Annotated in this window: 15 protein-coding genes and 1 pseudogene; 12 read left to right on the top strand and 4 right to left on the bottom strand. The window is 70.8% G+C overall.

Annotated features, from left to right (window positions below; genetic code table 11):
- The first annotated feature begins 26 nt into the window (after nucleotides 1–26).
- The 7 genes from FHX82_RS33390 to FHX82_RS33360 are packed head-to-tail and all read left to right on the top strand — an operon-like array spanning nucleotide 27 to nucleotide 6,578.
- Complete coding sequence (locus FHX82_RS33390; protein WP_145936323.1) at nucleotides 27–1,226, top strand: acyl-CoA dehydrogenase family protein; 1,200 nt, start codon at nucleotides 27–29, stop codon at nucleotides 1,224–1,226.
- On the top strand, nucleotides 1,216–2,247 hold the full coding sequence (locus tag FHX82_RS33385) for a phosphotransferase family protein (RefSeq protein WP_145936324.1): 1,032 nt from the start codon (nucleotides 1,216–1,218) through the stop codon (nucleotides 2,245–2,247). The genes FHX82_RS33390 and FHX82_RS33385 overlap by 11 nt, the downstream gene beginning before the upstream one ends.
- Nucleotides 2,248–2,249: 2 nt before the next feature.
- On the top strand, nucleotides 2,250–3,728 hold the full coding sequence (locus FHX82_RS33380) for a class I adenylate-forming enzyme family protein (protein WP_145936325.1): 1,479 nt from the start codon (nucleotides 2,250–2,252) through the stop codon (nucleotides 3,726–3,728).
- 10 nt (nucleotides 3,729–3,738) lie between these two features.
- Nucleotides 3,739–4,488 carry an SDR family NAD(P)-dependent oxidoreductase gene (locus tag FHX82_RS33375; RefSeq protein WP_145936326.1) on the top strand — a complete coding sequence of 250 codons (750 nt, stop codon included), beginning with the start codon at nucleotides 3,739–3,741 and terminating at the stop codon, nucleotides 4,486–4,488.
- Nucleotides 4,479–5,345 (top strand): TIGR03619 family F420-dependent LLM class oxidoreductase, encoded by an 867-nt coding sequence (locus FHX82_RS33370; protein ID WP_221216891.1) that lies wholly within the window; start codon nucleotides 4,479–4,481, stop codon nucleotides 5,343–5,345. Before FHX82_RS33375 ends, FHX82_RS33370 begins: the two co-directional genes overlap by 10 nt.
- Before the next feature lie 2 nt (nucleotides 5,346–5,347).
- Nucleotides 5,348–5,863 (top strand): enoyl-CoA hydratase-related protein, encoded by a 516-nt coding sequence (locus FHX82_RS33365; protein WP_145936327.1) that lies wholly within the window; start codon nucleotides 5,348–5,350, stop codon nucleotides 5,861–5,863.
- Nucleotides 5,808–6,578 (top strand): SDR family NAD(P)-dependent oxidoreductase, encoded by a 771-nt coding sequence (locus FHX82_RS33360; protein ID WP_145936328.1) that lies wholly within the window; start codon nucleotides 5,808–5,810, stop codon nucleotides 6,576–6,578. The genes FHX82_RS33365 and FHX82_RS33360 overlap by 56 nt, the downstream gene beginning before the upstream one ends.
- Nucleotides 6,579–6,622: 44 nt before the next feature.
- On the opposite strand, the gene FHX82_RS33355 is transcribed toward FHX82_RS33360, so the two are convergent.
- Nucleotides 6,623–7,387, bottom strand: coding sequence for a crotonase/enoyl-CoA hydratase family protein (locus FHX82_RS33355; protein ID WP_145936329.1), 765 nt, complete (start codon nucleotides 7,385–7,387; stop codon nucleotides 6,623–6,625).
- A 67-nt stretch (nucleotides 7,388–7,454) separates the two neighbouring features.
- Here FHX82_RS33355 and FHX82_RS33350 point away from each other — a divergent pair, with 67 nt between their 5' ends.
- The gene (locus FHX82_RS33350) at nucleotides 7,455–8,627 is read left to right on the top strand and encodes a thiolase family protein (RefSeq protein WP_145936330.1); all 1,173 of its coding nucleotides are present in this window, start codon (nucleotides 7,455–7,457) and stop codon (nucleotides 8,625–8,627) included.
- 39 nt (nucleotides 8,628–8,666) lie between these two features.
- Nucleotides 8,667–9,374: an alpha/beta fold hydrolase gene (locus FHX82_RS33345; protein ID WP_183176990.1), complete on the top strand. Its 708-nt coding sequence runs from the start codon at nucleotides 8,667–8,669 to the stop codon at nucleotides 9,372–9,374.
- A 57-nt stretch (nucleotides 9,375–9,431) separates the two neighbouring features.
- Here the strand turns inward: FHX82_RS33345 and FHX82_RS33340 are convergent, their stop codons facing one another.
- Nucleotides 9,432–10,265, bottom strand: a complete 834-nt coding sequence (locus tag FHX82_RS33340) for an SDR family oxidoreductase (RefSeq protein ID WP_145936373.1) — start codon at nucleotides 10,263–10,265, stop codon at nucleotides 9,432–9,434.
- Nucleotides 10,266–10,391: 126 nt separating this feature from the next.
- On the opposite strand from FHX82_RS33340, the gene FHX82_RS33335 reads away from it, so the two are divergent.
- On the top strand, nucleotides 10,392–11,318 hold the full coding sequence (locus FHX82_RS33335) for a hydroxymethylglutaryl-CoA lyase (RefSeq protein ID WP_145936332.1): 927 nt from the start codon (nucleotides 10,392–10,394) through the stop codon (nucleotides 11,316–11,318).
- 85 nt (nucleotides 11,319–11,403) lie between these two features.
- On the opposite strand, the gene FHX82_RS37480 is transcribed toward FHX82_RS33335, so the two are convergent.
- Nucleotides 11,404–11,823, bottom strand: a complete 420-nt coding sequence (locus FHX82_RS37480; RefSeq protein ID WP_229880277.1) for a DoxX family protein — start codon at nucleotides 11,821–11,823, stop codon at nucleotides 11,404–11,406.
- Between the two features lie 82 nt (nucleotides 11,824–11,905).
- Here FHX82_RS37480 and FHX82_RS37475 point away from each other — a divergent pair, with 82 nt between their 5' ends.
- Nucleotides 11,906–12,100 (top strand): ferredoxin, encoded by a 195-nt coding sequence (locus tag FHX82_RS37475; RefSeq protein WP_145936333.1) that lies wholly within the window; start codon nucleotides 11,906–11,908, stop codon nucleotides 12,098–12,100.
- Between the two features lie 15 nt (nucleotides 12,101–12,115).
- Nucleotides 12,116–13,681: an acyl-CoA synthetase gene (locus FHX82_RS33320; RefSeq protein ID WP_145936334.1), complete on the top strand. Its 1,566-nt coding sequence runs from the start codon at nucleotides 12,116–12,118 to the stop codon at nucleotides 13,679–13,681.
- Between the two features lie 80 nt (nucleotides 13,682–13,761).
- On the opposite strand, the pseudogene FHX82_RS33315 reads toward FHX82_RS33320, so the two are convergent.
- A pseudogene (locus FHX82_RS33315) lies at nucleotides 13,762–14,004 on the bottom strand (hypothetical protein); the annotation flags it as partial.

Raw genomic sequence — 14,004 nt, 5'->3', positions numbered from 1 at the left:
GCTCTCCGGCTGCGAAAGGATCGACGATGAGCTTCGAAGTCCCGGAATCGGTGCGCCCGATACGCCGGCGCGTGCTCGACTTCCTGGAAACGCACGTGTACCCGGCCGAGCAGACGCTGCTCGGCGGCGGCGAGCAGGGCCGCGACGTCCTGCGCGAGCTCGAGGAGAAGGCCAAGTCCGACGGGCTGTGGGCGCTCGGCCACCCCCGGCATCTCGGCGGTGGCGGACTGTCCATGCTGGACTACGCGTACGTCAACGAGGTCATCGGCCGCTCCGAGCCCGCGACGCAGGTCTTCGGCACCACGACGCTGCAGACCGTGCTGATGCTCGACCCGGTGGCCACCGACGAGCAGCGCGAACGGTGGGTTCTTCCTTCGGTGGCGGGAGATCTGCGGCTCGCGTTCGCGATGACCGAACCCGGCGTCTCCAGCTCCGACCCGACCCAGTTCACCACCACCGCCCGCCTTGAGAACGACGAGTGGGTGCTCACCGGGCGCAAGTGGTTCATCAGCGCCGCCGACCGCTCCGCCGCGACGATCGTGATGGCCCGCACCGAGCCCGACGCCCCGGCGCACGAGGCGTTCAGCATGATCCTCGTCGAGCGGGACACGCCCGGCTACGACCTCGTGCGCGACATCGAGGTGATGGGCATGCGCGGCGTGATGTCCGGCCACTTCGAGATCGAGTTCGACAACGCGCGCGTGCCCGCCGCGAACATCATCGGCGGCCGCGGTGACGGGTTCAAGCTCGCGCAGCAGCGCCTCGGCCCCGGCCGGATCTTCCACTGCATGCGCTGGCTCGGCTCGGCGCAGCGCGCGTTCGACTACCTCTGCGAGCGCGCCAACAGCCGCACGCTCAAGGGCGAACCACTGGCGCGCAAGCAGCTCGTGCAGAAGTTCGTCTTCGACTCCTACCAGGAGCTCAAGGCCAGCAGGCTCCTCGTGCTCGACGCGGCGGCGAAGCTGGACTCCGGAGACCAGGCGCGGGTCGAGCTCAGCTCGGTGAAGGTCCATTGTGCACAGACCGTGCACAACGTGATCGACCGCGCGATGCAGGTCTGGGGCGCCGAGGGCATGTCGAACCTGCTGCCACTGGAGGCGATGTACCGCGAGGCGCGCTTCGGCCGCGTCGTCGACGGCCCGGACGAAGTGCACGTCCAGCGCGTCGCCACCCGCATCCTGCGTTCGTACGAGAACGGAGAGGGCTGGGATTTCGGTGAGCGTTGACGAACGGGTCGACCCCGCCACCGATCCCGCCAATCTGGCAACCGTCCTTTCCGGACACCCGGACGGGCCGGTGGAGCTGACGGCCATCACCCCCATTTCCGTCGGCGCGTCCAACCGCATGTACCGCCTCGACACCGACCGCGGCCCGCTCGTGCTGCGCATTCCGCCGCGGCGCAAGGTGTCCAAGAGCGCGCACGACGTCGGACGCGAGTGGCGGCTGCTGCGCGCTCTCGCCGGCACAGCGGTCCCCCACCCCCGGCCGCTGCTGCACGGTGACGAGTCGTCCCCGCTGGGCGGGCCGTTCCTGATCATGGAGCTCGTGCCGGGCTTCAACCTGCGCTGGGACTCCCCCGCCCTGCCCGAGGCCGAGGTGCGTGAGCTGGCGCTTCGCACGGTCGACACGCTCGCCGCGATCGGCGCGGTGGACTGGGAAGCCGCCGGGCTCGGCGGTTTCGGCCGCCCGGACGGGTTTCTGGAGCGCCAGGTCGGCCGGTGGACCAGTCAGCTGGAGCAGTACCGGATCCGGCCGCTGCCGGGCGTGGACGAGCTGGCCCGCTGGCTCGAAGAGCACCGCCCGGCGCGCTACCGGACCGGGCTGATGCACGGTGACTTCACCTTCGCCAACGTGCTGGCCGAGAACGGCGGGGTGACCGCGGTGGTCGACTGGGAGCAGGCGACGATCGGCGACCCGATGCTGGACCTTGGCTGGTTCGTCGGGCTGTGGGCGCACGCGGGCGAGCAACCGGCAGCGGTCCCGCCCGGCCGCTCGTGGGTCACCCAGCGTGCGGGCATGCCCACGCGCGACGAGGTGGTCGAACGCTACGCGCGCGCCTCCGGCGAGGACGTCGCGAACCTCGGCTACTACCAGGCATTGGCGCTGTTCAAGCTCGCCGTCGTCCTGGAAGGCGGCTACGCCAAACACGTGCGCGGGGACGGCGGGAACGCCCACCAGGCCGAGTTCGAGTGGATCGTCCCCCAGCTGATCGACACGGCACTCGACGCCACGAAGGGCCTCCGGTGAACATGGACATCACACAGCGGTTCGGCGAACTGCTCACCCTCGGCGCCGACACCCCGGCAGTGGGCGCCGACGGGGTCTGGGACACCTGGGGCGACATCGCGCGGCTGCGCGGGACCCTGCACGACCTGCTCGCCGAGATCCCGCCCGAGGCCGCGATCGGGGTGATCTGCCGCAACAGTCCGGAGGTCATCGAGGTCTTCGTGGCGTTGCTGGCCGAGCACCGGGTCGTGTTCACGCTCCACGACCTGCAGCCGGACAAGGCGCTCGCCGAGGAGATCGCCGAGAAGCGCCCGGCAGCCGTCCTCGCCACCGAGACAGACCTGCTGCGCCCCGGAGTGCGTGAGTCCATCGAGTCCTCGGGGCTCGTCGGCATCGCGGTCAGCCGCGGCGGCGCCGCTCGGCTGGGGGTGCGGCGCCGCCCGGCTCCCGGGTTCGCCGTGCTGACCGGCGATGTCGCGGTGAGCCTGAAGTCCAGCGGCACGACGGGGCCGCCGAAGCGGATCGAGCTGAGCTACCCCGCACTGTCCGCGTCGATCGATGCCGTGGAACGCCACCACAGCAAGGACGGTGCTCCCGTGCGGGCCGCGTTGCGGTCCGGCGTGACCATCCAGATGTTGTCGCTGGCACACACCAGCGCGTTGCAGACGGTGTGCACCACGCTCGCGCAGGGCAGGCGGCTCGTCGTCCTCCCCAGGTTCGAACCCGTGCCGTGGGCGAAGGCTGTCCGCGAAAACCAGGTCGTCACCACGGGGCTGCCCCCGGCCGCGGTCAAGATGCTGCTCGACTCGGACGTCCCGGCCGACTGGCTTTCTTCGCTGAAGGCGGTACGCGCCGGCTCGGCGCCGTTGCCGGCGGAGGTCGCCGAACAGTTCGAGGCGCGGTTCGGGGTACCGGTGCTGCGCGCCTACGGCGCCACGGAGTTCCAGGGCATCGCCAGCTGGACCTTGAAGGACCACAAGGCACACGGGGCGGACAAACGCGGCGCGGTCGGTCGCGTGCACCCCGGGGTCGAGGTCCGGGTCGTCTCGCCGGAGACCGGGGAGGCCGTGCCGAACGGCGAGCAGGGCGTGCTGGAGGTGCGCTCCGCCGGCCGCGAGGACAAGGGCTGGGTCCGCACCAGCGATCTCGCGCGCGTGGACGACGACGGATTCCTGTGGATCGAGGGCCGCGTGGACGGGGCCATCAACCGCGGCGGCTTCAAGATCGACCCCGACGAGGTCGCCGCCGCGCTGCGCACGCATCCGGACGTGCGGGACGCGGCCGTGGTGCCCGCGGACGACCCGCGCCTCGGCCAGGTTCCCGTCGCGGCCGTCGAACTGTCCACGAAGGACAAGGTCACGGGCGAGGACCTGCGCGGCTGGGTGCGCGAGCGGCTGGAGCCGTTCAAGGTCCCGGCCCAGGTGGCCGTGGTGGACGCGTTGCCGCGCACCGCCGCGATGAAGGCCGACCGGCAGGCGATCCTCGCCCTGCTCGGCCGATAGGAGATCCGAGATGGATGCACGACCCTGCGTGGTGATCACGGGAGCGGGCGGCCTGATGGGCAGCGCCGTTGCCGCCACGCTCGCCGCCGAGGGCTACGACCTGGTGCTCAACGACCGCCGCGAGGGCTCGCTCCTGCCTGTCGCGAAGGACGCGCGGGAGGCGGGCGCCCGGGTCGCCACCGTGACCGCCGACATCAGCACCGTGGAGGGCGCGCAGGCGTTGACCGCGGCCGCCCACGAACAGTGGGCAGCGGTCGCCGGCCTGGTCCACGTGGCGGGCGGCATCAAGGGCCCGGTGAAGAACCCCGTCTGGTCGATCACGCCCGCCGAGTGGGCACGCACCATGGCCGTCAACGCGGACTCGATCTTCCACTGCGTGCAGGCGGTGCTGCCCGACATGATGGCGCGGCGACGTGGCCGGATCGTCGCGATCGGCTCGACCAGCTGGGCCGGATCGCCCGATCACGCGCACTACGCGGCGGCGAAGGCGGCACTCGTCTCCTTCATCCGCTCGGTCGCGACCCAGGTCGGCCCGTACGACGTCACCGCGAACGTCATCGCGCCCGGCGGCACGGTCACCTTCGCCGCGGACCTGCCCGGCTTCCCCACCGCGGCCGAGTGGGCGACTCGCAACCCGCTGGGCCGCCCGAACTCGCCCGAGGACATCGCCGGGGCCGTGCGGTTCCTGCTGGGGCCGGACGCCCGCAACATCTCCGGCCAGGTCCTCACCGTCGCCGGAGGTCTCAACCCGTGCCTGTGAAACCCGAACTGGCCATCACGCTCGGCCGGCTGAACCCCGGGGTCTGGCGGGACGCCGCGTGCCTCGCCGACGAGCTGGGGTTCGGCGCGGTCCTGCTGTCCGACCACCTCGTCGCCCCGGCCGGGCAGGCCGAGGGGCTCGGCGGGGAATCCTGGCGGATGAAGCCGGACACGCCGCTGTACGACGCGGTCGGCTACTGCCACTACCTCGCGGGCCTCACCCGGCACGTCCGCCTCGGCACCTACGTGTTCCTGCTGGGCCTGCGGCACCCGTTCGCCTCCGCGCGGGCGCTGGCCACCCTCGACCAGGTCAGCGACGGCCGCGCACTGCTGGGCGTCGGCGCGGGCTGGCTCACCGCGGAGTGGGACGCGGCCGGGATCTCCGCCGTGGACCGGGGTGCGCGCCTCGACGAGGCGATCGAGGTCTGCCGCAGGCTGTGGCGCGAGGAAACCGTCCGGCACGAGGGCCGGTTCTGGCGTTTTCCGGCAGTGGGCTTCGAGCCGAAACCGGTCCAGCTCGGCGGCCCGCCCGTTCTGGTGGGCGGCGAGTCGTCTGCCGCCTTGCTGCGCGCGGCACGGCTGGGTGACGGCTGGATGGGACGCGGTGGCCACACCCCCGCGAGCGCCGCGGGACGGATCGAGACGCTCCGGTTGATGCGCGCCACCGCGGGCCGTTCGGAAGAGCCTTTCCACATCACCGTGGGCGGCGAAGTGTCCACCGAGGACCATCTCGCCGCGTGGGGCGCCGCCGGGGTCGACCGCGTGGTCGTCGCCCCGTGGCGCAGCTCGCGGACGGCATTGGCCGACCTCAAGGACTTCGCGGCCACGATCCAGCTCACGCCGCCGGATCAGGACTGACGATGACCTCGACCGGCCTCCTCACGGGAGTGCTGACCGGCGCGGGCGGAACCTTCTGTGCCGGGGCCGATCTGGGTGCGCGCCGGCCGGTGTCCGACGAACACGGCTTCGGCAGCGTCACGCGGCGGCAGCGAAAGAAGCCGCTCCTCACCGCCATCGAGGGGCATGCGGTCGGCGGTGGCATGGAACTGGCGCTCGCGTGCGATCTCGTCGTGGCGGCGAGGGATGCGTCCTTCGGGCTGCCCAAGATCCGGCACGCGATCTTCGCCGCCCTCACCGGCGACCCGATCAACGCGGTGCGGGCGCACGAGGTGGGCCTGGTCAACGAGCTGACCAAACCGGGCGCTCGCCGAAGCGTGGCGGGTGAACGACGAAGCCTACGCGACCGTCAAAAGGATTCCGGTCGAACGCCGGTGAGTGCCGTGACCGCACGGTCCGGTGAAAGCTGTTGGAGGAGAACACATGGAGATCGCAGGAAGCGCCGCGATCGTCACGGGTGGCGCCGGCGGCCTGGGTGAGGCCACGGTGCGCAGGCTCGCGGGCGCGGGCGCCAGGGTGGTGATCGCCGACCTGGCCGAGCAGAAGGCGAAGGCACTGGCCGACGAGCTGGGGCCGTCGGTGGCGGTCGCCGTGACGGATGTGACCGACGAGGACAGCGTCCAGGCCGCGGTCGACGCCGCGTCGGAACTGGGCCCACTGCGGATCGCCGTGAACGCGCACGGCGCGCCCAGCTCACGGCAGCGGGTCGTGAACCGCGAGGGCAAGCCGGCCGACTTCGCCGGTTTCAAACGGACACTCGAGGTGTACCTGGCGGGCACGTTCAACGTGCTCCGGCTCGCCGCGGCACGCATGGGTACCGGCGAGCCGAACGAGTCCGGCACGCGGGGCGTGGTCGTGAACACCGCGAGCATCGCGGCCTTCGAAGGCCAGATCGGGCAGATCGACTACGCCGCCGCCAAGAGTGGCGTGGTGGGCATCGGGCTGGTCGCCGCGCGCGACCTCTCGCCGCTGGGGATCCGGGTGATGACCATCGCACCCGGCACGTTCTTCACCCCGGCGTTCAGGATGGACGAGCAGGAGGCCCAGGAGAAATGGGGCAAGGCCGTGCCGTTCCCCAAGCGGATGGGGCGGCCCGCGGAGTACGCCCACCTGGTCGCGAGCATCGTGGAGAACGACTACCTCAACGGCGAGGTCATCCGGCTCGACGGGGCGCAGCGCTTCGGACCCAAGTAGTCCCCGGCTGCCGCCCCTCCGCGAAGGGGCGGCAGACCGGCGTGTCAGCGGTTCTTCCAGACCGGAGCACGCTTCTCGGCGAACGCGGTCGCGCCCTCCTTCGCGTCCTCGGAGGCGAACACCGGCGCGATGATCTCCGACTGTCGTTGCCACGCCTGTTCGAGCGTCCAGTCACCGCTGGACCGGGCGATCTGCTTGGTGGCGGCCACGGCCAGTGGACCGTTCGCCGCGATCGTTCCGGCGAGTTCGAGTGCGCCGTCCAGCGCGCCCCCCTCGTCGGTGAGCCGGTTGACCAGTCCGATCTCGGCGGCACGCTCGGCTCCGATCGGCTCGCCGGTCAGCAGCAGTTCGAGCGCGATCGCCAGCGGCAGCCGGCGCGACAGGTGCACCGCCGCGCCCGCACCGGCCACGAGTGAACGCTTCACCTCGGGCACGCCGAAACGCGCCGTGCGTGCCGCGACGACGAGGTCGCACGCGAGCAGCAGCTCGAACCCGCCCGCCAGCGCCCACCCCTCGACCGCACCGATCAGCGGCTTGCGTGGGGGCGTCTGCGTGATCCCGCACAGCCCGCGGCCCTCGATCGACGGTTTTTCCCCACGCAGGAAGGCTTTCAGGTCCATTCCCGACGAGAAGTTGCCTCCCGTGCCGGTGAGTACCCCGACGAACAGTTCGTCCGTGGCGTCCAGCTCGTCGATAGCCGCCGCGACCCCTTTGCCCACCGCCGCGTCGAGCGCGTTCTTCGCGTGCGGCCGGTTGATCGTGATCAGCTGGACCGCGCCACGGCGTTCGACGAGAACCTCGTCCGACAACGTTGCCTCCCTGGATAAGAACGTCGATAAATAGTATCCTACTTAGCGAACGAGGAAGGGGAAACCCATGCCGGAAGCCGTGATCGTCAGCGCCGTGCGGACGCCCATCGGGACCGCCCGCAAGGGCACGCTCACCGATACCAGCGCCTACGACCTGGCCCAGGCGGCCGTGTCCGAGGCCGTGCACAGAAGTGGCCTGCCCGCCGAAAAGATCGACGACGTCGTGCTCGCGGAGTCCGGCTACGGTGGCGGCGACATCGCCCGGCACACCGCCGTTTCGCTCGGGCTCACCGGGGCGGCCGGCCAGGCCGTGAACCGGCACTGCGCCGGCGGGCTCGCGGCCGTGTCGATCGGGGCCGGGTCCGTGCTGGCCGGCATGGACGACGCCGTCGTCGCGGGCGGAGTCCAGTCCAGCTCGACCGCGCCGGGGATGCGCTGGCGGATCCCGGGCACGGACGAATACGCCGAGGACTGGCTCTCGCCGTCGCACCCGGATTCACCGGAGGCGCCGAACCGCGACATGTCCATCACCGTCGGGTGGAACACCGCGCACCTGGCGGGCGTCAGCCGCGAGGAACAGGACGAATGGGCGCTGCGCAGCCACCAGCACGCCATCGCGGCGATCGACGCGGGCGCGTTCAAGGACGAGATCGTGCCGCTCGACGTCCGCAAGGACGGGCACCAGGTGCACTTCGACACCGACGAGCACCCCCGCCGCACCACCACGCTCGAAAAGCTCGCGTCACTCAAACCGCTGCACCCGGAGATCGCCGGGTTCTCGATCACCGCGGGCAACTCCAGCGGGGTCAACGACGCGGCGGCGGCGTTGACGATCGTGAACGAGAACGTGCTGCGGGAACACGATTTGCGGCCGCTCGCCTACATCCGCGGCTGGGCGTCCATCGGCATCGACCCCGCCCGCACCGGCCTCGGGACGCCGCTCGCCGTGCGCAAACTGCTGGAGCGCACCGGGCGCACGGTGTCGGACATCGCGTTGTGGGAGATCAACGAGGCGTTCGCGGTGGTGCCGATCGTGGCCTGCCGTGAGCTCGGCATCGACGACGAGCTGGTCAACACCCGGGGCAGCGGGTGCAGTCTCGGGCATCCGGTCGCCGCGTCCGGTGCGCGCATGCTCACGACGCTGGCGCACCAGCTGCACGGCGCCGGTGGCGGGCTGGCGGTCGCGGCGATGTGCGCCGGCGGCGGCCAGGCGGGAGCCGTGCTGATCGAGGTGGTCTGAGACGGCGAAACCACGTTCCACCGCAACATGGGAGAAGCAATGACGCATCCGCCCTTCGCACTGGTCCACGGTGGCTGCCAGGCAGCCTTCGTCTGGGACGACCTGCGAGCCGAACTCGACCGCCCCGCCGTCACCGTCGACCTCGCCGGCCGTGACGGCGACCCCGCCAACTTCGGCTCCATCACACTGGACCAGTGGGTCGCCGACCTGCGCGGCGCCCTCGACGCGGCCGGGGTCGAGCGCGCGATCATCGTGTCGCACTCGCTCGGCGGGATCACGGCCACCGACTTCGCCGTGACCCATCCCGACCGGGTCGCCGCGCTGGTCTACATCTCCTCGATCGTCCCCGCGGACGGGCAGAGCATGGCCGAGTCGCTGGCCGGGCAGCACGCGGAGACACTGTTCGCCGCGGACGGCGGGTTCTGGCCCGACAACCGCGAAGGAATGACACAAGCACTGTTCAATGGAGACGGGCAGACCGGGAAGGCCGTCCTCGACCGGTCCGTTCCCGAGCCCTCCGTACCGCTCCGGGCGCCGATGCGCACCGCGCGGTTGCCCCAGGTTCCCATCTGGTACGTCCGTCTCGGCGAAGACCGTGGACTCGCACCGCAGGCCCAGAACCAGATGATCGCGAACCTGCCCTGGCCGGTGACCGTCATCGACATCGAGGGCGCACCCCACCAGGTGATGTGCACCGACCCGGCCGGGACGGCGAAGATCCTCCGGACCATCGCCGACTCCCTGTGACGTGAGGCGTCACACGGCGGCGGCCGGCCGGGTCGTGCCGCCCCGGCCGGCGTCCGGTCACTTCATCGGATCCATCCACAGATCGGCTTCGAGCTCGTTTTCCGCGCCCGAGATCCGGTATTTCGAGAAATCGGTGACGCCTTCCGCGGCGAGCACGTCCTGGTCAACGAAGAAATTGCCGGTCACGTCGGCCGGTTTGGTGAGAACGGCGTACGCCGCGTCGGCCATGATCTCCGGCTTCCGGCTGCGCTCGACCAATTCCGCACCGACGACATTGCGCACGGCGGCGGTCGCGATCATCGTCCGCGGCCACAGCGAATTGACCCCGACGCCGTACGGCTTCAACTCGACGGCCAGGCCCACGGTCGTGAGGCTCATCGAGTACTTCGCGATCGTGTAGGCGAGATGGCCCTCGGCGAACCACTCGGGCTCCAGCCGGATCGGCGGGGAAAGCGTCAGCACGCGGCCGTGCGACGACTCCTTCAGGTACGGGATCGCCTGCTTCGTCAGCAGGAAGCTGCCGCGGGCGTTGATGTCCTGCATCAGGTCGTACTTCTTCATCGACACCGACTCGGTCGGCGTCAGGTCGATCGCGCTGGCGTTGTTGACGACGATGTCGATGCCCCCGAAGCGTTTCGCCGTCTGTTCGACGGCGGCCGCGACCGTGGCGTCGTCGCGGATGTCGCCGACGATGGGGAGCGCCGTCCCGCCCGCTGCTTCGATCGCCTCCGCCGCCGTATAGATCGTGCCCGGCAGCACCGGATGCGGTTCGGCGGTCTTGGCGATGAGGGCGACATTCGCGCCGTCACGGGCCGCGCGCACGGCGATGGCCTCACCGATTCCGCGACTGCCGCCGGAGATGAGCAGCGTCCTGCCAGCCAGCTGAGCCATGCCGTTTCCATCCTTTTCCGATTCCACGTCGAGAGGACATCGTATTGTCTCCAGCGCTTCGAGAATTCGGCGATGACTTCGGTCACATGACTGTCCCGCACACAGTAGCAGTCTCATAATGAAAACGTGGACTTCTACGGCGCGACTCCGTTAGCGGAACTCCCCAGTCATGTCACGATTTGCGAGGTCGGTCCGCGCGACGGCTTGCAGAACGAGAAGACATCGATCCCCACGGCGGTGAAGGTCGAGCTGATCGAGCGGCTCGCCGACGCGGGGCACACGATCATCGAGGCCACGAGCACGGTGCACCCGAAGTGGGTTCCGCAGCTCGCCGACGCCGAGGAGGTGCTGCGCCGCCTGGATCGCCGGGACGGGGTGCGGTATCCCGTACTGGTTCCGAACCTGCGCGGCCTGGAACGGGCGCTCGACCTCGGCGTCACCGAGATCGCCGTCTTCGCCTCGGCCACCGAGAGCTTCGCCAAGGCGAACCTGAACCGCACTGTCGGTGAGTCGCTGGAGATGTTCGCCCCCGTCGTGGCGCGGGCGCGCGAGGCGGGCCTGGCCGTGCGTGGTTACGTGTCGATGTGCTGGGGCGACCCGTGGGAGGGCGAGGTCGCACCGGAGCAGGTCGTGCCGGTGGCCGCCCGGCTGCTGGAACTGGGCTGTACCGAATTGAGCCTCGGCGACACCATCGGCGTCGCCACCCCCGGCCGGGTCGTCGCGCTGCTGGACGCGCTGCGCCACCACGAGATCCGCACCGACCAGCTGGCCGTGCACTTCCACGACACCTACGGCCAGGCACTCGCGAACACGCTCATCGCGCTACGCCACGGCATCACCACGGTCGACGCCTCCGCCGGTGGCCTGGGCGGTTGTCCCTTCGCCGGGTCCGCGACCGGCAACCTCGCCACCGAGGATCTGTTGTGGCAGCTCGACGGTCTCGGCATTCACACCGGAGTGGACCTCGGCAAGCTCGTGGAGACGAGCAACTGGCTCGCCGGCGAGCTCGGCCGGCCCAGCCCGTCGCGCACCGTACAAGCGCTGAGCAAGTGACGGACTGGTCGCTCGGATCTGCCCGGATCACGCCAGAAGGCGCCGAGCTGGGCCGCGGCCGCGCCGAGTCCGAGCCCGGCCGTGATCAGCGCACCACGAATCCCGGCCCACCGCGGGAACCGTCCGAGGCCACGATCGACGCTGAAACACCCGGGACCAGCGCGCCGAGCGCGACCGACGCCGCCGCGAGGTCGAGCACGTACTCGTAGCCCTCGCTGGTGACGAAGAACCCGTTGCGGACGTGGACGGACCGCGCAGCGACGGCCATCGTCCCCACGACAGCCGCGCCGGCGAGTGGCGTCACCGCGCCCGCGATCAGCGCAGTGCCCGCGCCGATCGCGCCCGCGGCGCTTGCGGCCGCCTGGAGCTCCGGCTTCCGGAACCCGATCGACGAGAACCAGCCGGCGGTCCCCTTGAGCGAGCGCGCGTGCTTGACCCCGTGCGCGATCATCGTCGCTCCGACCGTTCCGCGCAGCGACAGCCGCGCGGCCTCAGTCCCGTTCACGGGCATCGACCTCCTTGTCCGGCAACGTCTTCTTGCCGCCAGGTATATAGTGTCCTATTATTCCGCACGGAGGAGGCAGCCAGTGAAGGTGACCGTCGACCAGGACGCGTGCGTCGGCTCGGGCCAGTGTGTACTGGCCGCGGCAGGTGTGTTCGATCAGAACGACGAAGACGGAACCGTCGTGCTGCTGCAGGAAAACCCGCCGGCCGAGCGCGTCGGCGAGGTCCGCGAGGCCGCGGCTTTGTGTCCCGCGCTGGCAATCCGCGTCGAAGAATAGGGATACCGTGGCGGCATGACGGCACGAGCAGTGACGCCCGGGACCCCGTTCGCCGGCGCCGATCCGGCGCAGGCGGCCATCATCGCCGAGCCGTCCGGCACGGTCGTCACCTACGCCGAGCTGGAAGCCCGTTCCAACCAGGCCGCGCACCTGTTCCGGGAACGCGGCCTGACACAGGGCGACCGCGTGGCGATCCTCGTCGAGAACCGCGCCGAGTTCCTGGAGCTGGCGTGGGGCGCCCAGCGCGCCGGGCTGTACTACGTCGGCGTCAATACGCACCTGACGCCGGACGAAGCGACGTACATCGTCCGTGACAGCGGCGCTCAGCTCGTCATCGCGAGCGACACGCTCGCGGACCTGGCCACCACCGCGCTGGCCGATCCCGCGCCCGCGCCCGCAGGCCGGCTCATGCTCGGAAACCCCAGCCAGGGCTGGGAGAACTACGAGTCCGCAGCGTCATCGCAACCGGACGGCCCCATCCCGGACCAGTCCGAAGGCGACTTCATGCTCTACTCCTCGGGAACCACGGGCCGTCCCAAGGGCATCCAGCGTCCCCTGCCCGGCGGCCCGATCGGCACGTACCCCGAGACCGCGGGCCGCTGGCTGCGCGAGCTGCTCGGCTTCACCGCCGGCGACGTCTACCTGTCCCCCGCGCCGCTGTACCACGCCGCCCCGCTCGGCTGGTCCCTGAGCGCGCACCGCAGCGGCGGCACCGTGGTGGTTCTCGAACGCTTCGACGCGGAGCTCGCGCTCGCGGCGATCGAGCGGCATCGCGTCACCCACAGCCAATGGGTGCCGACCATGTTCGCCCGCCTGCTGAAGCTCCCCGCCGAGGTCCGCGAGAAGTACGACCTGTCGAGCCTTCGCCATGCCGTGCACGCCGCCGCGCCTTGCCCGGTCGAGGTGAAGCGCGCGATGATCGAGTGGTGGGGGCCGATCCTGTTCGAGTACTACTCCAGCACGGAGGCCATCGGCGCCACCTCCATCACCTCCGAGGAGTGGCTGCGCAAACCGGGCTCCGTCGGCAGACCGCTGTTGGGACGGCCGTTCATCACCGACGACGACGGTCGCGAGCTGCCTGCCGGCGAGGTCGGCACGGTCTGGTTCGCCGGGGCACGCGAGTTCTCCTACCACGGCGACCCCGGCAAGACCGCTGCCATCCGCGACGCGCGCGGCGCCGCCACCGTCGGCGACGCCGGCTACCTCGACGAGGACGGCTACCTCTTCCTGAGCGACCGGCGAACCCACCTGATCATCTCGGGCGGCGTCAACATCTATCCCCGCGAGATCGAAGACGTCCTCCTCACGCACCCGGCGGTCGCGGACGTCGCCGTCCTGGGCCTGCCCGACGACGAGATGGGCGAACGCGTCGTCGCCGTCGTGCAGCCCGAGGATCCCGCAGGACCGCCGTCCGGTGCCGAGCTCATGGCATTCGCCCGCACGAAGCTGGCGGGTTACAAGGTCCCCCGCGACATCCGTTTCACCGACGAGCTGCCCCGCACCCCCACCGGCAAGATGCGCAAGCACGAGCTACGGCAGCGCCTGGCAACGGCCGACCGCGATCTGCCCTTCCTGGGCTGAGCCCGGTCTGCCCCCGCATGGAAACGGCGCCGTCCGGCCGGTTCTGCCCGCCGGACGACGCCGTGGCCGGAGAGCCCGCGTCAGGACGCCGGGTGCGTCCGGTGCCGGGCGTGCTCGTGGTGCAACTCGTCGTCGATCGCGCCCGGGGCGCCGCCGAATTCGTCGGCCACCTCGCCCGCGATCTCCTCTTCGGTGGGCTCGACGCTCTCGTCCCCCGCGGCCATCTGCCCGTCCGCGGCACTGAGCTGACGGTGCCCGGTGGAGAGCGCGACGATGCCCAGGACGACCGCGACCGCGCCGACCACGAACGGAACGTGGATGTT

The organism is Amycolatopsis bartoniae (assembly GCF_014191255.1).
Classification (GTDB): Bacteria; Actinomycetota; Actinomycetes; order Mycobacteriales; family Pseudonocardiaceae; genus Amycolatopsis_E; species Amycolatopsis_E bartoniae.
The sequence above is the reverse complement of the archived record's forward strand: the minus strand, read 5'-3'. Positions and strand labels throughout refer to the sequence as shown.